Raw genomic sequence first — 26,816 nt, 5'->3', positions numbered from 1 at the left:
AACCGAATGACGAGCCTCAATCCGGCACAAAAAAAGGCCGCTGCAAGCAGCGACCTTCAATCGTCATTTCATCCGTAATTAAGCGGGTTCTTGGAAAATCACGGTATCCGCTTTCTTGGTGTAATCACTCATGCGGTGGAAGTTCAGGTAACGGTAGGTATCAGCTGCCGTCGCGTCGATCTGTTTCGCGTATTCCAGATACTCTTGCAACGTTGGAATGCGGCCGAGAATCGCGCCCACAGCCGACAGCTCTGCCGATGCCAAGTATACGTTCGCCCCGGTGCCCAAACGGTTCGGGAAGTTACGTGTTGACGTCGACATCACCGTCGCTTTATCTGCCACGCGTGCTTGGTTACCCATACACAGTGAACATCCCGGCGTTTCAATACGCACACCCGAACGACCAAAGATGCCGTAGTAGCCTTCTTCTGTCAGTTGATCGCGGTCCATCTTGGTTGGCGGTGCCACCCATAGACGCGTTTCAAGCTGACCGTTGAATTTATCCAGCAGTTTACCTGCGGCGCGGAAGTGACCGATGTTGGTCATGCACGAACCGATGAACACTTCATCAATCGGTGTGCCTTGAACTTCAGACAGCGGACGCGCGTCATCTGGGTCGTTTGGCGCACAAAGAATCGGTTCTTTGATGTCGGCCAAGTCGATTTCGATCACGTGTGCATATTCTGCGTCTTTGTCCGCTTCCATCAGATCTGGCGTCGCCAACCATGCTTCCATCGCTTTAATGCGACGTTCGATCGTGCGGCGATCACCGTAACCTTCTGCGATCATCCATTTCAGCATGGTGATGTTCGAGTTCAGGTATTCGGCGATAGATTCTTGCGACAGTTTAACCGTACAACCGGCCGCTGAACGCTCTGCTGATGCATCCGACAGTTCGAATGCCTGTTCAACCGTCAGGTGTTCAACCCCTTCGATTTCCAGCACGCGGCCAGAGAATTCGTTGATCTTACCGGCTTTTTCAACCGTCAGCAGGCCTTGTTTGATGCCGTAGTAAGGAATCGCATGCACCAAGTCACGCAGCGTGATCCCCGGTTGCATCTCCCCTTTGAAACGCACCAGAATGGACTCCGGCATATCGAGCGGCATAACGCCCGTTGCAGCAGCAAAAGCCACCAAGCCAGAACCGGCTGGGAATGAAATCCCCAGTGGGAAACGCGTATGCGAGTCACCACCCGTACCCACCGTATCCGGCAGCAGCATGCGGTTCAGCCATGAGTGAATCACACCGTCGCCTGGGCGCAGTGACACGCCGCCGCGGTTCATGATGAAGTCTGGGAGTGTGTGGTGCGTTTGCACGTCAACGGGTTTTGGATAAGCCGAAGTGTGACAGAACGACTGCATCACCAGATCCGCAGAGAAGCCGAGACAGGCCAAATCTTTCAGCTCGTCACGCGTCATTGGACCGGTGGTATCCTGAGAACCCACGGTGGTCATCTTCGGCTCACAGTATGTGCCAGGACGAATCCCTTCGACGCCACACGCTTTGCCGACCATTTTCTGTGCCAGCGTGAAGCCTTTGCCGCTGTCTGCGACAGGAACTGGGCGACGGAACACGGTGGATGCTTCCAGATTGAGTGCTTGACGCGCTTTGTCTGTCAAACCACGGCCCACAATCAGAGGAATACGGCCACCCGCGCGGACTTCGTCGATCAGCACGTCGGTTTTCAGCTTGAATGTCGCCAAGACTTCACCAGTGTCGTGGTTGCACACTTTGCCTTCGTATGGGTAAACATCAATCACATCACCCATGTTCAGTTTTGACACGTCCACTTCGATTGGCAGGGCGCCCGCATCTTCCATGGTATTGAAGAAGATCGGTGCAATCTTACCGCCCAGCACATAACCGCCAGCGCGTTTGTTCGGGACGTTTGGAATGTCATCGCCCATGAACCACAATACTGAGTTGGTCGCCGACTTACGTGAAGAACCCGTACCGACAACATCACCGACGTAAACCAGTTGGTGACCTTTTTCTTTCAGTGCTTCAATTTGGTTAATTGGACCAATTTGTCCCGGCGCATCCGGCACGATGCCGTCGCGTTCGTTTTTCAGCATCGCGAGCGCGTGCACAGGAATATCCGGACGTGACCATGCATCGGGTGCTGGTGACAAATCATCCGTGTTGGTTTCACCCGTCACTTTAAAGACGGTCAATGTAATTTTTTCAGCCAGTGCAGGCTTCGACAGGAACCATTCTGCTTCTGCCCAAGATTCCAACACTTGTTTGGCGAACGCGTTGCCCGCTTTGGCTTTTTCTTCGACGTCGTAGAACGCATCAAACATCAGCAGTGTATGCGACAACGCGGTGGCTGCGATGGGTGCCAATTGGGCGTCATCCAGCAGCGATACCAGCGGTTCGATGTTGTAACCACCTTGCATGGTGCCGAGCAAAGTCGCCGCTTTTTCGCGACTAACCAGCGGAGATGACACATCGCCTTTCGTGATTGCGGTGAGAAAGCCTGCTTTTACATACGCAGCTTCGTCAACGCCTGGAGGAATACGGTTCTCAAGCAGATCAAGAAGAACATCTTCTTCACCTTGCGGGGGATTTTTGAGTAACTCAACAAGTCCAGCGACTTGCTCAGCGTCTAGGGGTTTAGGTACAACTCCTTCAGCAGCACGCTCTTCGACGTGTTTACGGTAGGCTTCAAGCACGACTTTTTCCTCTCATTGCGGTTCACCCAATTATTATAAAAATGTGAGTGAACATCCTTGGAAACTTGGCTCTCCGTTGCCCATGTTTTCATTCAAATTTGACTGAGAAACAGCGCCCTAGAGGCCAAACTGTGGGCGTCAGGATAGCAAAATTAACGATAAATTAAAATCTCATCATTTTGACCAACATAGCAACTTAAGACGAAAGTTATAGGAAATCATGTTCACAATTTCCGTTCTTCAGCTATTTGAACGTGGTGCCAATGATCAGATAAATCGAATCGTATTTCTGCTCTGTGCGTCCGTAACCGAACATGATTGGACCGATTGGAGAGTCCACGCCGGTAAATACTGATCCCGCAGCGTACAACGGCGCGGTATCAATTCTTAAATCAGGATCAGACCAAACGCCACCGTACTCGATCGAAGCACCGAGATAGACTGGCGACGTAAACAGGCCAAAATCATTGTCAAACCAACGGTAGCGATAGATCAGGTTGGCGTACGCTTTGTTCTGACCAATCAAGCTGTTGCGGGAGATTCCCGACAAGTTGAGAAAACCACCAATGGTTTTCGGATCGATCGGCTGAATCGAATTTTTGCTCTTCACGATGCCGTAATCAATGTTGCCGACCAAAGTATGACGATTTAGGAAGCTGTAAGCCGTGATCACCTTCGCGGAGAGCTCATAAACCGTATCCGACGCATCGTCGGCCACGCCACTTTCTTTCATGGAAACGTCATCGTGCGAAATGAGGTATTCCAAATCGATGTACACCCCGTTGTTCGGCAAGCTGAAATCATCCAACGAGTCGATCCGGTAGTTCAGGAGCACCCCCTGGCGCGTGAATTCCACATCAGCAAAATCAGGTAGCGTGGAGTACTTCGCCGAGCCATCGGAATAGCGTCCGCCGACTTTAAACTCTTGCCACAACTTGGCTTGGTAGCCCAGCGCCGCTTCCGCCATGAAGGTCTGATAGGTCACAGGGAAATAGTTGCGACTCGCCGACAGCGTGGTGTCTTCAAAGCCCGTGACCGGCACGCTGCGGTTTTCATCGGTATAGCGCAAGGTGGCGGTATAAAACGCCTTTTGTCCTGAGCGTACGGGTGAATAGAGCTCAGCTTCCAGCAACTTATCGGTGCCAATGTTCAGGTTGACCGCAAGCTCGGCACCGTGTGAGTTGATGTCGGTAAAATTGAGTGAGCCGCCAATCGAGTATTGGCTGTCGGTATTGAAATCATCTTCGAGGAAGAATCGGAAATTGAGGTAATTGGGGCCCCATGATTTCTCATGAACATCAATGACCAGATTGTTTTCGCCATCTTTTTCTTCGTATTGGTAACTCACCAACTTGAAGCGATCCAGCGCATACAAATCCTGCACGCTCGATTCAATTTGTTCGGTCGAGAGCTTTTCCCCCACCTCCAGATGCAGGCGGTTTTGCAACAACACATCACTGTAGTGGGATTGGTTATTGATGACGACATGATCGACGGTGATGGTATCGCCGTATTTCAGTTGGCGACGCAAGGTTTCTTTGTGATCGATATAATGCTGATAATCGGCACTGGTTAACGACAGCCTCTTGAGGTGATCCGATTGCTCCATCGCCGATTGATAGCCTTTCACAAACGCATCCGGCATCTTATCGAACTCAGTGGTTTCCATCAGGCCCACTTGCGGACGCAGCAGCACATCATCTTCAGTCAGCGTTTTCGCTTGCAGTTCGGTACTGCGGCGCACCAGGTAGTTCGACAGTTGATCGGCAACGGTGAGAAAGTTCGTGAACGCTTCCTGACTTTTGTAATCGGTACTGATATCGACCGCGATCACCACATCCGCGCCCATTTGACGCGCCACATCGACCGGCATGTTGTTGGTCACACCGCCATCAACCAGCCAGCGGCCATCGATTTCATACGGCGGTAATGCGCCCGGCACCGACATACTCGCCATCATCGCATCAACCAAGTAGCCTTTGTCGAGCACCACCGGTTCCAGTTTGATGATGTCGGTGGCGACCGCGCGAAACGGCACCACTAAATCATCAAACGATTGAAACGGCATGAGGTTACCCGAGGTTTCACGCAGAATACGCAGCATGTTCTGCCCCTGCACCACACCACGCGGCGCGTAAACCCCATCCAAACGCACACCGAGATCGGTGGTCAGCTGGTAGCGGTCTTCATATTCTTTGTCGCGCACGCGGCGCTGACTGCGGTTCACGCGGTCGCGGTAGCCGGTATTCCAATCCACGCTGTAAATGAAGCTTTCGATTTCATCGGCGCTCATCCCAGTGGCATAAAGCCCTGCGACATACGCGCCCATGCTGGTACCGATCACGATATCCACCGGCACATGCATCTCTTCCAGAGCTTTGAGCACCCCCATGTGCGCAGCGCCCTTTGCGCCCCCACCGGCCAACACTAACGCGATTTTCGGTCGAGGATGCCCCAACACCAAAGCCTCAGAAGGCGCTTGTGCCGATACCATCGCAGGCCAGATCAGAGCTGGAATACACAATATGCTGAACAGCCAACGGGTCACAGTATGTCCTTCATTACTTTACAATCGCGCTACTTTTATCATCAAAACACTATAAACGGGCTCAATCACCACTCAAAGAGTTTTTTCAACCACTCTGTGGGGCGGTTCTCACACTGTTTTTTCCAACTGCCGGACACATCCCACACTGGCAGTTTGAAATCGTTGTTGCAATCAAGCTCCAAGCCGCCGTCACGTGAAGCAGAGAAACCTACAGTGGTGATGCCTTGCGGCCACGGCAACACCAGCTTTTCCGGAATGCGGTAGCGCAGGTAATCAGCATAGACGCGCAGCGCGCCGCTGGCGCCGGTTAATTTGGTTGGTTGGTTATCGTCTCGTCCCAGCCAAATCGTGGTCACTTCGCGGCCATCCACACCAACAAACCAGCTGTCGCGACTATCATTACTGGTGCCGGTTTTCCCCGCCAGTGCTGCCCACGCAAATTGGTTGTTGAGGTAACGCCCCGTGCCTTCCATCACGCCGCGCTTCATCGCGTACGTCGTGAGCCATGCCGCTTGCTGATCGACCGCTTGGGACACTTTCGGGATCGATTGATACAGCACATTGCCTTGCAAATCGAGCACACTGCGCAGTGCCGACAACGGCGCTTTCTTGCCAGAGTTCGTCACGGTTTGGAACATTTGCGCCACTTGATATGGCGTCAAAGAGAACGCCCCGAGGAACATCGAAGGCACCGGACGAATTTCATTACGATTCACGCCCAGTTTCTCCAGCGTCTTCGACACATTTTCAATGCCCAGTTGCATGCCCAATTGCACGGTCGGCACGTTGAGCGATTTGGCCAGCGCGATGTATAACGGCACTTCACCTCGGAACTGGCGATCAAAGTTGCGCGGGCTCCACACGGTGCCTTCGCTGCCTTGCAGGGAAATCGGCTTGTCCATCAAGGTGGTCGCCAAATTGTATTTTTCCGGCTGCGCCAGTGCGGTCAAATACACCGCGGGTTTCACCAATGAACCAATCGGACGACTGGCATTGAGCGCGCGGTTAAAACCGTCGTATCCGGTGCGTTTACCGCCCACCATGGCACGAATTTCACCGCTGTTGCGATCCACCGCAATCGCTGCTGCTTCCAACTCTTTACCAGCGGTGCGCGCCAAAATCGGCACCTGATTTTCAACCGCAGCTTCGAGCTTGGCTTGCGATACCGGATCGAGCGACGTAAACACACGCAGCCCGGTATCGGATTTAAACACATCGCCGAGTTTTTGCTTGAGTTCAATCGACAACTGCTGGAAGTACGCTGGCTGACGGCTGGCAATGCGCGCATGCTTTTGCACATCCAACGGACGCGTCACCGCTTGCTCATACTGTTTGGCGGTCAGAATATCTTGGTCCATCATCAGCTTGAGCACCAAATCACGACGCTCTTTGGCACGTTCAGGGAAACGCATCGGGTTGTAGTAAGACGGGCCTTTCACCATACCAACCAATAACGCGAGCTGGTCAATACGCAATTCTTGCAGCGGCTGGCCAAAGTAGAGGCGCGACGCCAAGCCAAAACCGTGCACGGCTTCTTTGCCGTTTTGGCCCAGATAGACTTCGTTGAGATAAGCTTCCAGAATGCGATCTTTGCTGTAGCGATAATCGATGATCAGCGCCATGTAGGCTTCGCGCAATTTACGCCACAAGGTGCGATCGCTGGATAAGAAAATGTTTTTTGCCAACTGCTGAGTCAACGTACTGCCGCCCTGCACGGTGCGGCCCGCTTTGACGTTGGCCACCATCGCACGTGCGATTGCCATCGGTGACACACCATCATGCTGATAGAAGTTGCGATCTTCGGTGGTGAGCAGCGCATCGATCATCACTTCCGGGAACTGTTCACGACGCAGGAACAAGCGCTGCTCCTGCATGTCTTTTTCCAGCATGCCCAGCATTTTCGGCTCAATGCGCAAGTAGCCAAGGTCACCCCGTTTTTCCAGCGACTGAATGCGGGTCAACCCACTGTCATCAAACATGAGCATCACATGGCGATCCGGCTCCGGCCCATCGGCGAACTCAAACGGACGACGAATCAGTTCGATGCGAGTCGACGAAGCCGAGTATTCACCGGCGTAGCGCGGCTGACTCACTTTGCGATAATTGAGCACATCCAGCTCATTACGCATCTGTTTGATGCTGATGTCACTGCCCGGTTCGAGGGTCAGAATTCGAGCGTACACCACGGTCGGCAGATCAAACAGTTGCCCTTCAAAGCGCTGCTTGATCATGCTGTCGAGATAGATACCGGTAAACACCAGCACCGCGGCCAGCGCCAGACCAACCTTCCAGCCCAAGCTCCACAAACGCTTTAACCACGTGCGTGAACGGGTGGGTTTGGCTGACGGGGATTTACGCGGCGTACGTTTTTTGGCCGGTGTACGTTTCTTTGGGGATTCGCTTTTCTTGGTCATGAATTCAGTTGTCGCTTGGTTTTGGTCGTCGCACTGTGATTGGCAGGATCATCCGGCCACACGTGTTTTGGGTAACGTCCTTTCATTTCTTTTTGCACGTCTTTGTACGCACCGCGCCAGAAGCCCGCTAAATCGCGGGTTACTTGCAGCGGACGCTGAGCGGGAGAGAGCAACTCCATCACAATCGCCTTGGTACCTTTGGCAATCAAGGGCGTGCTTTTCTCACCGAACACTTCCTGCATGCGCACCGACAGCACCGGTTCCATACCGAGCTGATAACGAATACGCTTGGAGGTGCCGGTCGGCAAAGCGTGATGCGTGGGCAGCCACTCGTCAAGTTGTTGGCTTAATGGCCAGCCTAAACGGGTGATCAGGGCGTCCATCAGCGGCACTTTATTTAATTCTTTCACCGAACTGATACCGGCTAAATACGGTTCTAGCCAATCAGACAGCTGGTGGCGCAGCGCTTCGTCATCCATATCAGGCCAGTTTTCCTCAGGCAACCATTCGACCGCACAACGTACCCGTGTCAGCCAGTCGAGACTGGCCTGAGTCCAATTTAATACCGAAAGGCCTTTACGCTCGACATAGTTGAGCAAAGCTTGCGTCATTTTTTGTTGATTTGGCGCCGGCAAGGCCTGACGACGAATCACCAGTTGTCCGCATCGCCACTGCATTTCGGCTACCAAACGGCCCGCTTTCTCATCCCAATCCACCCGCTCTTGCTCGCTAAATAAGTGAGGGCACTGCTGTTCCAGTTGAACCATATCCAACGCTAAGGCCGAAAAGATTTGGCTCGATTGCTGATGACCGCGCATTAAATCCAGTGCAATCAGCGCATCGCTGCCCGCCAGCGGCTGATCATCGGCCACAAACGCGCCGTGACCATTGGCCAGCAAGAATTGACCGTGTTGACCGCGTTGCTGCGCGATACGATCGGGAAACGCTAAACACGCCACCACAGCCAGCAGCGCGCTGTCGACGCGGCGCAAATCAAACCCGTCATCGAGCTTATGCGCCAATGCTGTGGCGCGTTGAGCCATCGAGCGTAATTTCGAATGTTTGCCCTGTTGCCAACGGTGCAGGCTGTGCTGCACATCCAGTACCTGACGTTCGGGCTCTTCCAGCAGCGCGGCCAGCGCCAATGCACTTTGCAGGTGCGCCGGGCCAAGTTGCTGCGCGGTCAGTAGCATCGCCGCAATCCGAGGCTCGACGCCCAAATGGTGCGCAGCTTTGCCTTGAGCCGTCAGTTGCATTCGCTCATCCATCAGCCCCAGCGTATGCAGCAAACGGCGAGCCTGAGCCATCGCGACAGCGGGTGGTACATCCAGCCACTGTAAATCCGTTGCTTCTTGTGCGCCCCATTGCGCCAGCTCCAACGCCAATGGGGCCAAATCGCTTTGCACAATCTCCGCCACCGGCACCACCGGTTGCTGTTTGAGCTGCGCTTCACTGTACAAACGCACACACACGCCCGGCGCAAGGCGTCCGGCTCGGCCAGTACGTTGCTCGGCTGACGATTGCGCAATTCGTACCTGTTCCAAACGCGTAATCCCGGTTTTCAAATCAAATCGCACGCGGCGCTCTAACCCGCTGTCGAGCACGATGCGAATGCCTTCAATGGTCAAGGACGTTTCAGCGATGTTGGTCGCCAACACCACTTTACGCCGCCCGTTTGGTGTCGGCGCAATGGCTTTTTGCTGCTCAGCAAAATTCAACTGCCCAAACAGCGGACACACATCGATATCGTCCGCTAAATCGCCTAAAGCCTGAGTCAACTGAGTGATACTGGCCGCGCCCGGTAAGAAAGCCAGCAGTGAACCATTTTCCTGCGCGAGTAGCTGACGAATCTGCTTTTCCATGCTCGCCACCAGCGGTTCACCTTGTTTCAGCGCCTGATAACGCACCGCCACCGGATAACTGCGACCGTGAGATTCAACGTAAGTCGCCATCGGCAACAACGCTTGCAATGCATCCTGCTCTAAAGTCGCCGACATGACGATGATTTTGAGATCGTCGCGCAGCGCCGCCTGCACTTCTAAGCTAAACGCCAATGCGGTGTCGGCGTGAATGCTACGCTCGTGAAATTCATCGAAAATCAACGCATCGATACCATTGAGTTCCGGATCGTGTTGAATCATGCGAGTCATGATCCCTTCGGTCACAATCTCCAGCCGCGTGTTGGCGCTCACGCGTGTTTCACCGCGCACGCGATACCCCACCGTGTCCCCCACACTTTCGCCGAGTTGCTGCGCCAGATAACGCGCGATGTTGCGTGCCGCCAAACGCCGCGGTTCCAGCATCACGATCTTGCCCTCCACCAGGTTGGCTTTGAGGAGCGCTAACGGGAAATGGGTCGACTTACCGGCACCGGGGGCGGCTTTGAGGATCACCTGAGGGGAGCGCTGAATCCCAGCAAGTAGCTCGGGAATCACAGCTTCGATGGGCAATTGTGACAAGACGATATCCTTGTGTTTAAATGGCGCCGGTATTGTACATAAAAACAGTAATCAAAGCGAAACCGAGTCTCTTATGCAGTTTTCCCCACCGCTTCAATCCGCAACGCTGATTCAGCGCTACAAACGTTTTCTGGCCGATGTCACCCTGCCAAACGGCGACCCGCTGACCATGCATTGCGCCAACACGGGCGCGATGACGGGCTGTGCCGAACCGGGCAGCACCGTGTGGTATTCCACCTCCGACAACCCAAAGCGCAAGTACGCCCATAGTTGGGAAATCACCCAGACCGCGCGCGACCATCGCATCTGCGTCAATACCGCACGCGCCAACACATTGGTCGTCGAAGCCATTCAAGATGGCACCATTACGGAATTGCAGGGCTATGACCAACTGCGAACCGAAGTGAAATATGGCAACGAAAATAGCCGCATTGATATCTTGCTCAACTCAGAATCCGGTCCAAACTGTTATATAGAAGTGAAAAGCGTCACCCTTTTGGATGAGCGAGCCGGTATATCGGGTGAGGAAAATCAATGCAAAGGTCAAGGTTACTTTCCCGATGCGGTCACAACTCGAGGCCAGAAACATTTACGAGAGCTGGCAGAAGTGGCAAAAAATGGAAGCAGAGCAGTACTTTTGTTTGCTGTTTTGCATTCAGGGATTGAAAAAGTCGCCCCAGCGCACCATATAGACGCGAACTATTCACAATTGTTAATAATGGCTCAAGAAGCCGGAGTGGAAGTTTTGTGTTACAAAGCAGAGCTTTCCGAGTGTGGCATCCGATTAGTGTCCTCAATCGAATTTGCGCATCAATCGCCAAAAAATTGATGGCGCCTTCACATTGACGATAACTTTATAATTGAGTATTTGCCTCGCCAACTTCTTTTTGCTATAGATACCCGCCTTAAATTGACTGCTCTCGCAGTTGACTAGGTGTTAGTAGGAGATGCTGTATGCCAGAATCCAAAAAGAAAACGCTAGGCATCCTAGCCATTGCAGGTGTTGAGCCGTATCAAGAAAAACCAGGTGAAGAGTACATGTCACCTGAGCAGATCGCTCATTTTACAAAAATTTTAGAAGCTTGGCGCAACCAGCTCAGAGAAGAAGTTGACCGTACCGTGCACCACATGCAGGACGAAGCAGCAAACTTCCCCGATCCAGTTGACCGCGCTTCTCAGGAAGAAGAGTTCAGCCTAGAACTGCGTAACCGTGACCGTGAGCGCCGTTTGATCAAGAAGATTGAAAAGACGTTAGACAAAATCAAAGAAGATGATTTTGGCTTCTGTGAATCTTGTGGGGTTGAGATCGGAGTCCGTCGTCTTGAAGCTCGTCCTACGGCCGACCTTTGTATCGACTGTAAAACGCTTGCAGAAATCAAAGAGAAACAGATGCTGGGTTAATTACCCGTCAGATGAGAAAAAGGGAGCAAAAAGCTCCCTTTTTATTTTCTTCGCAGGTTACACTTGAGAGTCACTGGTCACAAATTGCAATCCTATGAGTTACATTGGTCGTTTCGCCCCCTCACCGTCGGGTCCCCTGCATTTCGGTTCACTGATTGCTGCACTCGGCAGCTACTTTCAGGCTAAATCCCAACACGGGCAATGGCTGGTTCGCATCGAAGATTTAGATCCACCGCGAGAAATGCCCGGCGCTGCCGACTGGATCTTACAGGCGCTAGACGCGTATCACCTGCACTGGGATGGTGAAGTGGTGTATCAAAGCCAACGCCATGCGTTGTATCAGGGCCAAATTGAGCACTGGGTAGATTCAGGTCAGGCGTATTATTGCCAATGCACCCGTAAACAAATCAAAGCCGCAGGTGGCTTCTACCCCGGCACATGCCGCGATAAGCAGCTGCCGCTGAGCCAAGACTGCGCCATTCGCCTGCGCATGGACAATCCGGTGTATTCGTTCATCGATTTGAAACATGGGGAAATCACGATACCTTCAGCGTTGGCTGAAGAAGATTTCATCATCAAACGTCGGGATGGCTTGTTTGCCTATAATTTGGCCGTCGTGTTAGACGACATCGACCAAGGCGTGACCGAAGTGGTGCGAGGAGCCGATTTGATTGAGCCCACCGGGCGACAAATCAGTTTGTATCACACTTTAAAACAAAACCCAGTAAGCTACCTACATTTGCCTTTGGCGATGGATGGCAACGGGAATAAACTCTCAAAACAGAATCACGCCACGGCGATTAATCCCGCCGATCCAAAGCCAACGTTAATTCACGCCATGAAGTTCTTAGGCTTTGATATTAATGAAAAATTTATGGATGGACGCGTTGAGGAAATCATCGCGTGGGGATGCCAAAACTGGCGGATTGCACAGCTGCCAGTCGAGACCGAGATCACACCACGATTCTCAAATGGCGTTGTGTAAGCTATTATTAGCCGCAAATTCGGCCCATTTAAGCCACATTACGTGCAGAAACACGCTTGAATAGGCAACACCAATCAATGTCAGATGCACATGAATAACAACGACTTAGAACCAAGCAAACATCGCGTATATCCAGATTTAGATTTGAATATCATCACGCGCCAAGAGCACAACGTGTCTCGTCAGCATATCAGCGAGAATGCGTTAAAAGTGTTGTACCGCCTTCATGGTGCGGGCTTCGAGGCGTATCTGGTCGGCGGCGGTGTGCGTGATTTACTGTTGGGTGGAAAGCCCAAAGATTTCGATGTGGCCACCAATGCCACTCCCGAACAAATTCGCCAGCTGTTTCGTAACTGTCGCCTGATCGGGCGCCGTTTTCGTCTGGCACACATTATGTTCGGCCGCGATATTATTGAAGTGGCGACCTTCCGCGGTCACCACCAAGAAAACAACAAACAGATTGCCTCGCAATCTGAAGCCGGCATGCTGCTGCGTGATAACGTCTACGGCACCATCGATGAAGATGCCGAACGTCGTGATTTCACCATCAACGCCATGTACTACAACATTGCCGATTACAGCATTCACGACTATGCAGGCGGCATGGAAGACATGGACGACAAGCTGATCCGTCTGATTGGCGATCCGGAAACCCGCTACCGCGAAGATCCGGTGCGCATGCTGCGTGCGATTCGCTTTGCCGTCAAACTCGACTTCGACATCGAAGAAGAGACAGCGGCGCCGATCGAACACTTAGCGCCGCTGCTACGCGACATTCCGGCCGCGCGTCTGTACGAAGAATCGCTCAAGATGCTGCAATCGGGTTACGGCTTGGAAACGTATCACCTGATGCGTGAGTACAACCTGTTCCAGCAACTGTTTCCGACCATTGCGCGTCACTTTACCGACGATTACTCGTCGCAAACCGAACAGATGCTAGATTTGGCGCTGGATTCCACCGATCAGCGCATGGAAGAAGGCAAACGCGTCAATCCGGCGTTTATGTTTGCTGCCATGTTGTGGTACCCCATGCTGAAGATTGCCGATGAGCTGATGGAATTCGACCATTTCAGCGAATACGATGCCGTGATGGAAGCGAGTAACCGCATTCTCGATGACGTGGTGAAAAGCATTGCGATTCCGCGTCGTCACACCGCGACTATTCGTGAAATTTGGCAATTGCAACTGCGTCTGCCACGCCGCACCGGGAAACGCGCTTTCCGCCTGATGGAGCTGAACAAGTTCCGCGCCGGATTCGATTTTCTGGAAATGCGCGGGGAAGTGGAAGATGGTGAGACCAAACTGCTGGCTGGCTGGTGGGAAACCTTCCAAAGCGCAGGTCGTAACATGCGTCAGGCCATGGTGCTGGATTTAGATGGGGGCGCAAAAACCTCATCGACCCCGCGTCGTCGCAAGCCATCGCCACGCAAGAAGAAGAGCAAGACCTCGTCATGATCACCGCATATATCGCCGTAGGCAGTAACCTCAGCGACCCCGTGACTCAGGCAAGGCAAGCCATCGAAGCACTAAAATCTGTCCCGAAGTCGCGATTTATCGCGGCTTCGTCGCTGTATAGCAGCACACCAATGGGCCCACAGAATCAGCCGGATTACATTAATGCGGTGGTGGCCATTGAGACTGAATTAACGCCACTCGAACTGCTCGATTGCACCCAAGCGATTGAACAGGAACATGGGCGTGTCCGTAAAGCCGAACGTTGGGGCCCAAGAACACTCGACTTAGATATCGTGCTTTATGGCAATGAGGTGATGGAATCGGAGCGGCTGATCATTCCCCATTACGGAATGAAAGTACGTGAGTTCGTGCTCTACCCGCTCGCCGAGATCGCACCAAATTTACAACTCCCGGATGGGACTGCGTTGCCGACGCTGCTAGAGAGCGTTCCTCTCAATGGGCTCAGTATTTGGCAGACGCCAACGCCTAGTAAGGACAACGAATGAAAAAAATCACCATTAACGACCTGATGAAATGGAAACAGGAAGGTCGTAAATTTCCGACTGTGACTGCTTACGATGCCAGCTTTGCGCAGCTTTTTGAAAGCCAAGAGATGCCGGTATTATTAGTGGGCGATTCACTGGGCATGGTGCTGCAAGGCCATAGCGACACCTTGCCAGTGACCGTTGACGACATTGCGTACCACACGCGCTGTGTGCGTGCAGGCAGCCCGAATTCGCTGCTGATGGCCGACATGCCATTTATGAGCTACGCCACACCAGAGCAAGCGTGTGAAAACGCCGCCAAAATCATGCGCGCCGGTGCGAACATGGTCAAAATTGAAGGTGGCGATTGGCTGGTCGAGACCGTCAAGGTCCTTGCCGAACGTGCGATCCCAGTGTGCGCGCATTTGGGTTTGACGCCGCAATCCGTCAATATTTTTGGTGGTTACAAGGTGCAAGGCCGCGAACAGGAAAAAGCGGATCGCATGGTGAAAGACGCTCTGGCGCTACAAGAAGCCGGTGCGCAAATCATTTTGCTGGAATGTGTTCCAGCCACTTTGGCTGAACGGATTACTCAGCTGTTAGACGTGCCCGTGATCGGCATTGGCGCAGGCAATGCGACCGATGGTCAGATTCTGGTGATGCACGATATGTTCGGAATTTCGGCCAACTACATGCCAAAATTCTCGAAAAACTTTCTCGCTGAAACAGGTGACATGCGTAAAGCCGTAGCAAAATACATGGAAGATGTGGCAAACGGTACATTCCCTGATGAAGCGCATACTATTGCCTAAAGGAGTATTTCATGCAGACTTTTGCTGATGTTGCAGCTCTTCGTGAGCAGCTCAAACAGGTCAAGCGTGATGGTCGCCGTGTCGCATTCGTACCGACAATGGGCAATTTGCACGAAGGTCACCTCACCCTGGTGCGTAAAGCCCGTGAACAGGCCGATGTGGTCGTGGTGAGTATCTTCGTCAACCCAATGCAGTTTGACCGCGCAGATGATCTCAATAACTACCCACGTACGCTGGATGATGATCTAAGCAAACTCAACAGTGAAGGCGTGGATTTCGTCTTCACCCCCACGCCAGAGATCATGTACCCGTACGGCTTGGATAAACAAACGTTTGTTGAAGTCCCAGGGCTATCTCACATGCTGGAAGGTGCTTCTCGCCCGGGCCATTTCCGTGGTGTGGCCACCATCGTCAGTAAGTTGTTCAACATTGTGCAGCCGAACGTCGCTTGCTTTGGTGAAAAAGATTACCAACAGCTGGCAGTGATTCGTCAAATGGTGGATGACTTGTGTCTCGATATCGAGGTGATTGGCGTGCCAACCGTGCGTGAAATGGACGGTTTAGCGATGAGTTCGCGCAATGGCCTGCTGACGCTCGATGAGCGTCAACGTGCGCCTGTTCTGGCACGCACGATGCGCTGGATCAACAGTGCGATTCGTGGCGGCCGTGACGATTACAACTCAATCATTGAAGATGCGGTGGATCAGCTGCGCGCAGCCGATCTGGAACCCGATGAAATCTTTATTCGCGACGCACGTACGCTGCTGCCAATTTCCGCAGACAGCAAACAAGCGGTGATTCTGATGTCGGCCTTTCTGGGCAAAGTCCGCCTGATTGATAATCAGGTTTTGGATCTCGCCAGCGACAGCAAAGACGACTCGGAAGAAGAATAATCGTTTCGGCAGTCACAAAAAAAGGTCAACCTCGGTTGACCTTTTTTATTGCCAGCGGCTTGTAAGGCGGCAGCTTAGCTACGCAAGCCTCGGCCTTTGCTCACCAAGTAATGCGCCACGGCGTACAACGCCACAACGAACACACCCAGCACGCTAAATGACGTGACAATATTCACATCCGACACGCCTAAGAAGCCATAACGAAATGCGTTAACCATGTAGACGATCGGGTTGATTTTCGACACGCCTTGCCAAAACTCCGGCAACAAGCTGATCGAGTAAAAGACCCCGCCGAGGTACGTCAGCGGTGTCAGGACGAAAGTAGGAATGATCGAGATGTCATCAAACGTGCGTGCAAACACCGCGTTGATCAAGCCGCCCAACGAAAACACCACGGACGTCAAAAAGACGGTCGCAATAATGATGCCCCAGTGGTCAACACTGAGGTCGACGAAGAACAGCGACACAAACGTCACCATCGCGCCCACTAACAGACCACGTGCCACTCCGCCCATCACATAACCGGCAATAATGACGTAGTTCGGTACCGGCGCCACCAGCAGCTCTTCAATGTTCTTTTGAAACTTGGCACTGAAAAAGGACGACGCCACGTTGGAGTACGAGTTGGTGATCACCGACATCATGATCAACCCCGGCACAATGTATTCCATGTAACTAAAGCCGTTCATCTGACCGATGCGAGACCCGATCAAATTACCGAAAATGATGAAATACAAGCTCATGGTAATCGCAGGCGGCACCAGCGTTTGCACCCAAATGCGCGTAAAACGGTTGATCTCTTTGCGCAGCAAGCTACGAAAAGCAGTCCAATAAATCTGATACATGCGAATTACCTCTGGCTCTGCTGACGAACAATACTGACGAACAGCTCTTCAAGACGGTTCGCTTTGTTACGCATCGACATCACATTGACGCCCTGCGCCGACAACTGCTCAAACACATGGTTCATGCCTTGCGTTTTCTCCAGTTCAATTTCCAGCGAGCCATCGACCACGCGCTGCGAGACCACATCCGTAAGCGGCTGTAGCTTCTCTTCGCTGTCGATATCGAGAATAAAGGTTTCTACGCGCAGTTTGCCCAGCAACCCTTTCATGGTGGTGTTCTCAATCAGCTCACCTCGGTTGATGATGCCGATATGACGACACAGCATCTCTGCTTCTTCCAGATAATGCGTGGTCAGAATAATGGTGATGCCTTGCGCGTTGATCTGTTTGAGGAATTCCCACATTGAACGGCGCAGCTCAATGTCGACCCCGGCGGTCGGTTCATCCAAAATCAGCAATTGCGGCTCGTGCATCAACGCGCGAGCAATCATCAGGCGACGCTTCATGCCCCCTGACAGGTTGCGCGCTCGCTCTGCACGCTTTTCCCACAGGTCAAGCTGAGTCAGGTACTTCTTGGCGCGCTCCTTAGCCAATGCGCGCGATACGCCGTAATAGCCCGCTTGCTGCATGACGATCTGTTCAACCGTTTCAAAGGGGTTGAAGTTAAACTCCTGCGGCACCAGACCTAAATGCTGTTTGGCTTGTTCCAAGTGGGTATCGATATTGTGGCCAAACACTTTGACCGTACCGGAGGTTTTATTCACTAAGGAGGAGATGATGCCAATCGTGGTCGACTTACCAGCACCATTGGGGCCAAGCAGCGCGTAGAAGTCGCCCTGATTGACCGTCAGGCTAACGCCCTTCAGCGCTTCAAAACCACCGGCATAGGTTTTGCGCAGCTGCTCAATGTCTAATGCATACATAACAATGTAAAAACTCTTTCTGTTCGAACAGACTAGATGTGCTGCTTAAAAGGTCAATTTTCAACCCTCCAACGCAAATAGATGGGATTAAATTCCCTTAATGTGAACAAGGTGATCTCTTCACCTTGTTTCAGTTATCACTTTTGCAAACAAAAACTTGCAAAAATTTTACTTCCATTAACTGCTCAGATGAGTAGTCTGTTAAGCAATTTGTCAGAGAATGAACGTATGACATTGTGTATAGTTGGCAAGCATACCCAAGTGGACTCAAGACGCCGCGTTCCATCTCGGGATTGAAGCAGGCACCTTGAGGGTACTTGGCTATAAACTAAGGGAAGTAAAATGCCAGAGATTAAACAACTATTCGAAAACAACTCGAAGTGGTCAGAGTCGATCAAAGCCGAGCGTCCTGAATACTTTAGCAAGTTAGCCGAAGGACAAAATCCGGACTTTCTATGGATTGGTTGTTCAGACAGTCGCGTACCCGCAGAGCGCTTAACCGGCCTCTATTCCGGTGAGTTGTTTGTACACCGCAACGTGGCCAACCAGGTCATTCACACCGACCTGAACTGCCTGTCTGTGGTGCAGTACGCGGTTGACGTACTGAAAGTGAAGCACATCATCATCTGTGGCCACTATGGTTGTGGCGGTGTGACCGCATCCATCGACAACCCGCAACTGGGGTTGATCAACAACTGGATTCTGCATATTCGCGATTTGTACTTCAAACACCGCGAGTATCTGGACCACATGCCAGAAGCCGACCGTTCGGACAAATTGGCCGAAATCAACGTCGCTGAACAAGTTTACAATCTGGGTAACTCTACCATCCTGCAAAACGCTTGGGAGCGTGGACAGGACGTTGAGATTCACGGCGTGGTGTACGGCATCGGTGATGGTCGTCTGGAATACCTGGGCGTGCGTTGCAACTCACGCGGCATGGTGGATGACAGCTACAAGAAAGCCATGGAAAAGATTTTAAATCCGCAGCACAAGTTGCTGTGTCGATAACAAAAAATGCCCACATCATGTGGGCATTTTTTTCATCCGGAATCGGCTTAAAGTGGAATCACTTTACCGATGTATGGCAGATGACGGTATTTCTGTGCGTAGTCGATGCCCACGCCCACCACGAATTCGTCTGGGATTTCAAACCCAATCCACTTCACGTCGACAGGCACTTCGCGACGAGACGGTTTGTCGAGCAGCGTACAGATCTGAATTGATTTGGGTTCACGCAGTGACAGAATCTCTTTCACTTTGCTGAGCGTGTTGCCAGTATCAATGATGTCTTCCACCAGCAGCACATCTTTACCTTTGATGTCGTCATCCAGATCTTTCAGGATGCGCACGTCGCGAGAGCTTTCCATGCTGTTGCCGTAGCTCGACGCGGTCATGAAGTCGACCTGATGTGTCAGGCTGATGGCACGTGCCAAATCCGCCATAAACACAAAAGAACCACGCAGCAGACCGACCAGAACCAAATCTTCACTACCTGCGTAGTGATCTGAAATTTGCTGGCCTAGTGCGCGGACACGTTCCTGAACCTCTTGCTCAGAAATCATTACTTCAATTGTATGTTTCATACCAATCTCGTTTTTGTTGGAGCGACACTTGGCACTGCAAATCACACCGACAGCGCCGCTAAAGCTTTCGGCGCGTATAGTACCATTGCTGACGGTGGGTGTTAACCTTTCACTGACGTTACGTTTTAATGAGAAATTGATTCAATAAAACGCATTGAAAATAAATGCATTTCGTAAATGTGCACATTTTTTAGTCGCGAAACATTGACCTAAATCATGTACGCAATTACACTCATAAGGCTTTCAAAGCAATTAACAAAATAATCATTAGCGTTTACTAAAAAACGCAGACTACAACTCAAATGGCAAGGATTAAAACTATGGACGCATCGATAGAGAAACGCCCTAGAACGCGGCTATCTCCCCAAAAACGTAAACTTCAGTTGATGGAAATCGCGCTGGAAGTGTTTGCAAATCGTGGGATTGGTCGTGGCGGTCACGCCGACATCGCAGAAATTGCTCAAGTTTCTGTCGCGACCGTATTCAACTATTTCCCAACGCGCGAAGATTTGGTCGACGACGTGCTCACTTACGTGGTTCGTCAGTTCTCCAACTTCCTGACCGACAACATCGATCTGGACATGCACGCAAAAGACAACATTGCGAACATCACCCGCGAAATGGTTCGTTTGGCCAATGACGATTGCCACTGGCTGAAAGTGTGGTTTGAGTGGAGCGCATCCACCCGTGATGAAGTGTGGCCCCTGTTTGTGTCGAGCAACCGCACCAACCAACTGCTGCTGAAAAACATGTTCTCAAAAGCGATTGAACGGGGTGAAGTATGCGAGCAACACGATGCAGATGATCTGGCGACGCTGTTCCATGGCGTGTGCTACTCCCTGTTCGTGCAAGCAAACCGTGTACGCGATGAAGGCTACATGCAGAAGCTGGTGAAGAGCTACCTCGACATGCTGTGCATCTATAAACGCGATCACTAAGCAAAGATTGATGAATCATAGCGCCGCAAGGCGCTATTTTTTTGCCGCAAAGGCCGAGCGACAGACATAAAAAAACCGCTGAGTGATCAGCGGTTTTTTATCATTTAGCGCTTAGAAAATTATTTTTTCTTTTTCGCTTTTGCGTTTGGTAGGTCAGTGATCGTACCTTCAAACACTTCGGCAGCAAGGCCAACAGACTCGTGCAGCGTTGGGTGTGCGTGGATGGTCAGCGCGATGTCTTCTGCATCACAACCCATCTCGATTGCCAGACCGATTTCGCCCAGCAGTTCGCCGCCGTTCGTGCCCACAATCGCACCACCGATCACACGGTGAGTCTCTTTATCGAAGATCAGCTTCGTCATACCATCGGCACAGTCAGACGCAATTGCACGGCCTGATGCTGCCCATGGGAAGGTTGCCACTTCGTAGTTGATGCCTTCTGCTTTCGCTTCTTTTTCAGTTTTACCCACCCAAGCCACTTCTGGCTCAGTGTAAGCAATTGAAGGAATCACTTTCGGATCGAAGTAGTGTTTCTTACCAGAAATCACTTCCGCAGCGACGTGACCTTCATGCACACCTTTGTGCGCCAACATCGGTTGACCAACGATGTCGCCGATTGCGAAGATGTGAGGCACGTTGGTACGCATTTGCTTGTCTACGTTGATGAAGCCACGCTCATCCACTTCCAGACCCGCTTTCTCTGCGTCCAGCAGTTTACCGTTTGGTACACGGCCAATTGCCACAAGAACTGCATCGTAACGCTCAGCTTCTGCTGGCGCTTTTTTGCCTTCCATCGAAACGTAGATGCCATCTTCTTTTGCTTCAACCGCAGTCACTTTGGTTTCTAGCATCAGGTTGAACTTCTTCGCAATACGTTTGGTGAAGACTTTCACGATGTCTTTATCAGCTGCTGGGATCACTTGGTCGAACATTTCAACCACGTCGATTTGAGAACCCAATGCATGGTAAACCGTCCCCATTTCCAGACCGATGATACCACCGCCCATGATCAGCAGTTTTCCTGGGACTTCTTTCAGTTCCAGTGCGTCTGTTGAATCCCAAATGCGTGGGTCTTCATGAGGAATGAATGGCAGTTTGATTGGGCGAGAACCTGCAGCAACGATCGCGTTGTCGAAGTTCACCACAGTTTTGCCGTCTTCGCCGTCCACTTCAATGGTGTTCGGGCCAGTGAACTTACCAAAACCGTTCACAACGTTCACTTTACGCATCTTCGCCATACCGCCAAGACCGCCAGTCAACTGAGTAATTACTTTTTCTTTCCACAGACGGATCTTGTCGATGTCTGTTTGTGGTTCACCAAACACGATACCGTGTTCAGCCAACGCTTTGGCTTCTTCGATCACTTTCGCAACGTGCAGCAGTGCTTTCGATGGGATACAACCCACGTTCAGACACACACCACCAAGGGTGTTGTAACGTTCGATAAGTACTGTGTCCAGACCTAAGTCTGCACAACGGAATGCAGCGGAGTAACCAGCAGGACCGGCACCAAGCACTACAACTTGGGCTTTAATTTCTTTGCTCATTTCGACCTCTTGTAGTCAATATCCCTAACAGGCTGAGTGGGTGTTCTATCTATTTGTTTTGTGTTTAAAACGTAATGCTTAAAACGAAAGACTTAAACGCTTATTTTTCAGACCGTAACAGTTTACAGAGATGTTAATGGTGTGAAAAGTAAATCCATGTAGCCTGTGAGCTAGACGACAATTCAATGGGGAAAAATTTTTCCATCATCAAATTGCAAGACAATGCTTGAATCAAGGCGGCTAAAGAGCCGCCTTATTGTGTTTTGAACCGATTACAGAACCAGACGACGAATGTCGCTCAGGCAACCGTTCAAGTAAGTGATGAAGCGTGCACCTTCCGCGCCATCGATCACACGGTGGTCGTATGACAGAGACAGAGGCAGTTGCAGACGTGGCGCAAATTCTTTGCCGTTCCACACTGGCTTCATTTCAGACTTAGACACACCCAGAATACCTACTTCTGGTGCATTCACGATTGGTGTGAATGCTGTACCGCCGATACCACCCAGACTAGAAATGGTGAAACAGCCGCCTTGCATGTCAGACGCCGTCAGTTTACCTGCACGTGCTTTCTTCGATACGACTGCCAACTCTTCAGACAGCTCGTAAATGCCTTTCTTGTTCACGTCTTTGAACACAGGAACAACCAGACCGTTTGGTGTATCAACAGCGATACCGATGTTCACGTATTTCTTCAGAATCAGGCTTTCACCATCTTCAGACAGAGACGAGTTGAACGCAGGGAATGCTTCCAGCGCTTTCGCAGCCGCTTTCATGATGAACACCAGTGGCGTGATCTTCATGCCAGTGTCTTTCTTCGCTTCGATCGCATTCTGTTCTTTACGGAAAGCTTCTAGTTCTGTGATGTCTGCGTTATCCCACTGAGTCACGTGCGGGATCATCACCCAGTTACGGTGCAGGTTCGCGCCAGAGATCTTCTTAATGCGAGACAGTGGCTGAATTTCAGTGTCACCGAACTTGCTGAAGTCCACTTTTGGCCAAGGTAGCAGGCCAAGTGCTGCGCCGTCGCCTTTGCCAGATGCGGCTGATGCTGCGCCTGATTCTAGGCGTTTCAGCGCTTCTTTCACGTAGTTCTGAACGTCTTCTTTCAGAATGCGGCTCTTACGACCTGAACCTTTCACTTTAGATAGGTTCACACCGAATTCACGCGCTAAGCGACGAACCACTGGCGACGCATGTGCGTATTCATTGTTCTCTTGGAAGTCGCCGGTTGCCGCTGCAGGTGCTGCTGCCGCTGGCGCTTCAGCTTTCGGTGCCGCTGCTGCAGGTGCTGCGGCTTGAGCTGGTGCTGAAACAGCTGCCGGCGCTGCGCCTGCCACTTCAAACACCATGATCAGTGAGCCAGTCGACACTTTGTCGCCAGCCGCGACTTTGATCGCTTTCACTTTACCCGCGAATGGTGCAGGAACTTCCATCGACGCTTTGTCGCCTTCCACAGTGATCAGAGATTGCTCTTCGCTCACCATGTCGCCAACTGCAACCATGATTTCAGTCACTTCAACTTCATCACCGCCGATATCTGGCACGTTAACTTCTTTATCTGCTGCTACCGCTGGCGCTGCTGCTGGAGCCGCTGCCTGAGCTGGCGCTGCCGCTGCTGGCGCACCAGAACCGGCCACTTCGAAGACCATGATCAGTGAGCCTGTGGTCACTTTGTCACCCGACGCGATCTTGATCTCTTTCACGGTACCCGCGAATGGCGCAGGCACTTCCATTGACGCTTTGTCGCCTTCAACAGTGATCAGCGACTGCTCTTCAGACACGGTGTCACCCACCGCAACCATGATTTCAGTCACTTCAACTTCATCACCGCCGATGTCTGGCACGTTGACTTCTTTCAGTTCAACCGCTGCTGGCGCTGCCGCAACTGGTGCTGCTTCCGCCGCAGGTGCTGGTGCAGCCGCTGCTGCACCTTCCGCTTCAAACACCATGATCAGTGAGCCAGTTGTGACTTTATCACCAGTCACAACTTTGATTTCTTTGACAATACCGGCCTGAGACGCAGGAACTTCCATAGAAGCTTTGTCGCCTTCAACAGTAATCAGAGATTGTTCTTCTTCAACCTTGTCGCCTACGCTGACAAGAATCTCAGTCACTTCAACCTCATCTGCACCGATATCTGGTACGTAAATTTCGATAGCCATGCTTTTCCTACCTTCAATTAAGCGTATAGCGGGTTAGTTTTTTCAGTGTCGATGTCGAATTTCTTGATAGCTTCCGCCACCACAGATTTCTCAACTTCACCACGTTTCGCTAGTTCGTTTAGCGCAGCAACAACGACGTAGCCTGCGTTCACTTCGAAGTGACGACGTAGGTTCTCACGGCTGTCTGAACGACCGAAGCCGTCAGTACCCAGCACTTTGTAAGACTCTGCAGGAATGAACGCGCGAACTTGGTCAGCGTAGTTCTTCATGTAGTCGGTTGCAGCGATTGCTGGTTCAGTTCCCATCACTGAAGCGATGTAAGGTACTTGCGCTTCGGCTTCTGGGTGAAGCATGTTGTAACGCTCGACGTTCTGACCATCACGAGCCAGTTCGTTGAATGAGGTTACAGAGTAAACATCAGACGCGATGCCGTATTCTTCGCTCAGGATCACTGCCGCTTTACGTACTTCATTCATGATAGTACCTGAGCTCATCAGTTGAACCTTACCTTTAGAACCAGACAGCGTTTCCAGTTTGTAGATACCTTTACGGATACCTTCTTCTGCGCCTTCTGGCATCGCTGGGTGAGCGTAGTTCTCGTTCATCAGCGTCATGTAGTAGAACACGTTCTCTTGATCGCCATACATACGACGGATACCGTCTTGCATGATCACCGCAACTTCGTAAGCGAATGTTGGGTCGTAAGAGATACAGTTCGGAATCGTCGCGGCTTGAATGTGTGAGTGACCATCTTCGTGCTGCAGACCTTCACCGTTCAGGGTTGTACGGCCAGCCGTTGCGCCCAGTAGGAAACCACGCGCTTGTTGGTCACCTGCCATCCATGCCATGTCGCCAACGCGTTGGAAACCGAACATTGAGTAGTAGATGTAGAACGGAATCATTGGCAGGTTGTTGGTGCTGTAAGATGTCGCAGCCGCAACCCAAGATGACATTGCACCCAGTTCGTTGATCCCTTCTTGCAGTACCTGACCTGCAGTGTCTTCTTTGTAGTAAGACACCACGCCACGGTCTTCAGGCGTGTACGTCTGGCCGTGTGGGTTGTAGATACCGATTTGACGGAACAGACCTTCCATACCGAAAGTACGTGCTTCGTCAGCAATGATAGGAACGATGTTCTTACCAATGTTTTTGTCTTTCAACAGAATGTTCAGTGCACGCACGTAAGCCATGGTTGAAGAGATTTCACGTTTCTGTTCTTCCAGAAGCGGTTTGAACTCTTCCAGTTCAGGAATCACAAGCTCTTGTGTGAACTTAGGCAAACGCTGTGGCGTGTAACCGTGCAGCGCTTTACGACGAGCGTGCAGGTATTCGAATTCTTTTGAACCTTCTTCCAGTTTCAGGTAAGGCAGGTTGTTCACTTCTTCATCAGAAATGATGTCTTGCAGACCCAGACGGTTACGCATCGCGATCACGTGCGTCATGTCCATCTTCTTCACTTGGTGTGCAATGTTCTTACCTTGAGCCGCATCACCCATGCCGTAACCTTTTACAGTCTTCGCGAGGATAACGGTTGGACGGCCTTTGGTGTCTTGTGCGTTCTTGAACGCTGCGTACAGTTTAGAAGACTCGTGACCACCACGTTTCAGGGCGAACACTTCGTCGTCAGTCATGTCAGCAACCAGCGCTGCTGTCTCTGGGTATTTACCGAAGAAATGCTCACGAACGTACGCGCCATCTTTCGCTTTGAACGTTTGGTAGTCGCCGTCGATGGTTTCGTTCATCAGTTGCAGCAATTTACCTGAGGTGTCTTTTGCCAGCAGAGAATCCCAGTTGTTACCCCAGATCACTTTCACTACGTTCCAGCCAGCGCCTTTGAACAGGCCTTCTAGCTCTTGGATGATCTTGCCGTTACCCATTACTGGGCCATCCAGACGTTGCAGGTTACAGTTGATCAGGAAGCACAGGTTGTCCAGTTTCTCACGCGCCGCGAAAGAAATGGCACCACGTGATTCTGGCTCATCCATCTCACCGTCGCCCAAGAACGCGTAAACGCGCTGCTCAGCAGTGTCTTTCATGCCACGGCCTTCCAGGTATTTCAGGAAGCGAGCTTGGTAGATCGATGCGATAGGACCCAGACCCATTGATACGGTTGGGAATTGCCAGAATTCAGGCATCAGTTTCGGGTGTGGGTAGGAAGGAATGCCTTTGCCATCCACTTCTTGACGGAAGTTATCCAGTTGTTCTTCTGTCAGGCGGCCTTCAACGAATGCACGCGCGTAAATCCCTGGAGAAATATGACCTTGGTAATAAACCAGGTCACCACCGTCCTTCTCGTTTGGTGCACGGAAGAAGTGGTTGAAACATGTTTCATAGAACGCAGCTGAAGACTGGAATGATGCCATGTGGCCGCCCAGATCCAGGTCTTTCTTCGATGCACGCAGAACGATCATGATCGCGTTCCAACGAATGATCGAACGAATACGACGTTCAATGGTCGTGTCGCCTGGGTATGCCGGTTCTTGCGCCGCAGGAATCGTGTTGATGTAGTTAGTTGTAATACCAGTTGGCATATCAACGCCGTCTAGACGTGCTTTTTCCAGTACTTCTTCTAGTAGATACTGGGCACGCTCTACGCCTTCTTCACGTACAACTGACTCAAGTGCGGCTAACCACTCCTGAGTTTCCAGTGCATCTACGTCATGCTTCATGTCAGACATGGCGAT

The 26,816-nt window shown here is 51.6% G+C and carries 19 protein-coding genes; 9 read left to right on the top strand and 10 right to left on the bottom strand.

Annotated features, from left to right (window positions below):
• Nucleotides 1-78: 78 nt before the first annotated feature.
• From acnB to hrpB, 4 genes are all read right to left on the bottom strand, one after another.
• Nucleotides 79-2,676, bottom strand: a complete 2,598-nt coding sequence (gene acnB, locus ACF8PK_RS22155; protein WP_014204474.1) for a bifunctional aconitate hydratase 2/2-methylisocitrate dehydratase — start codon at nt 2,674-2,676, stop codon at nt 79-81.
• 244 nt (nt 2,677-2,920) lie between these two features.
• On the bottom strand, nt 2,921-5,170 hold the full coding sequence (locus ACF8PK_RS22150; RefSeq protein WP_392443716.1) for a patatin-like phospholipase family protein: 2,250 nt from the start codon (nt 5,168-5,170) through the stop codon (nt 2,921-2,923).
• A gap of 119 nt (nt 5,171-5,289) precedes the next feature.
• Nucleotides 5,290-7,638 carry a penicillin-binding protein 1B gene (gene mrcB, locus ACF8PK_RS22145; protein WP_392443598.1) on the bottom strand — a complete coding sequence of 783 codons (2,349 nt, stop codon included), beginning with the start codon at nt 7,636-7,638 and terminating at the stop codon, nt 5,290-5,292.
• Nucleotides 7,635-10,097, bottom strand: coding sequence for an ATP-dependent helicase HrpB (gene hrpB / locus ACF8PK_RS22140; protein ID WP_392443595.1), 2,463 nt, complete (start codon nt 10,095-10,097; stop codon nt 7,635-7,637). Before hrpB ends, mrcB begins: the two co-directional genes overlap by 4 nt.
• 73 nt (nt 10,098-10,170) lie before the next feature.
• Here hrpB and sfsA point away from each other — a divergent pair, with 73 nt between their 5' ends.
• From sfsA to panC, 7 genes are all read left to right on the top strand, one after another.
• A complete protein-coding gene (sfsA, locus tag ACF8PK_RS22135; protein WP_392443714.1) occupies nt 10,171-10,926 on the top strand; it encodes a DNA/RNA nuclease SfsA in 756 nt (251 codons plus the stop codon).
• Nucleotides 10,927-11,051: 125 nt separating this feature from the next.
• Complete coding sequence (dksA, locus tag ACF8PK_RS22130; protein ID WP_004729038.1) at nt 11,052-11,498, top strand: RNA polymerase-binding protein DksA; 447 nt, start codon at nt 11,052-11,054, stop codon at nt 11,496-11,498.
• A gap of 94 nt (nt 11,499-11,592) precedes the next feature.
• On the top strand, nt 11,593-12,483 hold the full coding sequence (gene gluQRS, locus ACF8PK_RS22125; RefSeq protein WP_004729040.1) for a tRNA glutamyl-Q(34) synthetase GluQRS: 891 nt from the start codon (nt 11,593-11,595) through the stop codon (nt 12,481-12,483).
• Nucleotides 12,484-12,573: 90 nt separating this feature from the next.
• The gene (gene pcnB, locus ACF8PK_RS22120) at nt 12,574-13,938 is read left to right on the top strand and encodes a polynucleotide adenylyltransferase PcnB (RefSeq protein WP_143680352.1); all 1,365 of its coding nucleotides are present in this window, start codon (nt 12,574-12,576) and stop codon (nt 13,936-13,938) included.
• The gene (gene folK / locus ACF8PK_RS22115) at nt 13,935-14,444 is read left to right on the top strand and encodes a 2-amino-4-hydroxy-6-hydroxymethyldihydropteridine diphosphokinase (RefSeq protein ID WP_014204468.1); all 510 of its coding nucleotides are present in this window, start codon (nt 13,935-13,937) and stop codon (nt 14,442-14,444) included. Before pcnB ends, folK begins: the two co-directional genes overlap by 4 nt.
• Nucleotides 14,441-15,235 carry a 3-methyl-2-oxobutanoate hydroxymethyltransferase gene (panB, locus tag ACF8PK_RS22110; protein ID WP_154180382.1) on the top strand — a complete coding sequence of 265 codons (795 nt, stop codon included), beginning with the start codon at nt 14,441-14,443 and terminating at the stop codon, nt 15,233-15,235. Before folK ends, panB begins: the two co-directional genes overlap by 4 nt.
• An 11-nt stretch (nt 15,236-15,246) precedes the next feature.
• On the top strand, nt 15,247-16,128 hold the full coding sequence (gene panC / locus ACF8PK_RS22105; protein ID WP_004729048.1) for a pantoate--beta-alanine ligase: 882 nt from the start codon (nt 15,247-15,249) through the stop codon (nt 16,126-16,128).
• Between the two features lie 74 nt (nt 16,129-16,202).
• Here the strand turns inward: panC and ACF8PK_RS22100 are convergent, their stop codons facing one another.
• Together ACF8PK_RS22100 and ACF8PK_RS22095 are read right to left on the bottom strand one after the other, a co-directional pair.
• Nucleotides 16,203-16,973 carry an ABC transporter permease gene (locus ACF8PK_RS22100; RefSeq protein ID WP_004729049.1) on the bottom strand — a complete coding sequence of 257 codons (771 nt, stop codon included), beginning with the start codon at nt 16,971-16,973 and terminating at the stop codon, nt 16,203-16,205.
• A gap of 5 nt (nt 16,974-16,978) precedes the next feature.
• A complete protein-coding gene (locus ACF8PK_RS22095) occupies nt 16,979-17,896 on the bottom strand; it encodes an ABC transporter ATP-binding protein (RefSeq protein ID WP_004729051.1) in 918 nt (305 codons plus the stop codon).
• 342 nt (nt 17,897-18,238) lie between these two features.
• On the opposite strand from ACF8PK_RS22095, the gene can reads away from it, so the two are divergent.
• Nucleotides 18,239-18,907, top strand: coding sequence for a carbonate dehydratase (gene can / locus ACF8PK_RS22090; protein ID WP_004729053.1), 669 nt, complete (start codon nt 18,239-18,241; stop codon nt 18,905-18,907).
• Between the two features lie 47 nt (nt 18,908-18,954).
• Here can and hpt read toward each other — a convergent pair whose 3' ends face one another.
• Nucleotides 18,955-19,482 (bottom strand): hypoxanthine phosphoribosyltransferase, encoded by a 528-nt coding sequence (gene hpt / locus ACF8PK_RS22085; RefSeq protein ID WP_004729056.1) that lies wholly within the window; start codon nt 19,480-19,482, stop codon nt 18,955-18,957.
• 320 nt (nt 19,483-19,802) lie between these two features.
• On the opposite strand from hpt, the gene ACF8PK_RS22080 reads away from it, so the two are divergent.
• Nucleotides 19,803-20,420 (top strand): LuxR/HapR/OpaR family quorum-sensing transcriptional regulator, encoded by a 618-nt coding sequence (locus ACF8PK_RS22080; RefSeq protein ID WP_014204466.1) that lies wholly within the window; start codon nt 19,803-19,805, stop codon nt 20,418-20,420.
• 119 nt (nt 20,421-20,539) lie between these two features.
• Here ACF8PK_RS22080 and lpdA read toward each other — a convergent pair whose 3' ends face one another.
• From lpdA to aceE, 3 genes are all read right to left on the bottom strand, one after another.
• Nucleotides 20,540-21,967 (bottom strand): dihydrolipoyl dehydrogenase, encoded by a 1,428-nt coding sequence (gene lpdA / locus ACF8PK_RS22075; protein ID WP_004729062.1) that lies wholly within the window; start codon nt 21,965-21,967, stop codon nt 20,540-20,542.
• Nucleotides 21,968-22,239: 272 nt separating this feature from the next.
• On the bottom strand, nt 22,240-24,132 hold the full coding sequence (gene aceF / locus ACF8PK_RS22070) for a pyruvate dehydrogenase complex dihydrolipoyllysine-residue acetyltransferase (RefSeq protein ID WP_004729064.1): 1,893 nt from the start codon (nt 24,130-24,132) through the stop codon (nt 22,240-22,242).
• 17 nt (nt 24,133-24,149) lie between these two features.
• Nucleotides 24,150-26,810: a pyruvate dehydrogenase (acetyl-transferring), homodimeric type gene (aceE, locus tag ACF8PK_RS22065; RefSeq protein WP_004729066.1), complete on the bottom strand. Its 2,661-nt coding sequence runs from the start codon at nt 26,808-26,810 to the stop codon at nt 24,150-24,152.
• Nucleotides 26,811-26,816 lie beyond the last annotated feature (6 nt).

It is taken from the genome of Vibrio sp. CJQ_6, assembly GCF_043106745.1.
Classification (GTDB): domain Bacteria; phylum Pseudomonadota; class Gammaproteobacteria; order Enterobacterales; family Vibrionaceae; genus Vibrio; species Vibrio furnissii.
This window is presented reverse-complemented; position numbering and strand designations above follow the sequence as displayed.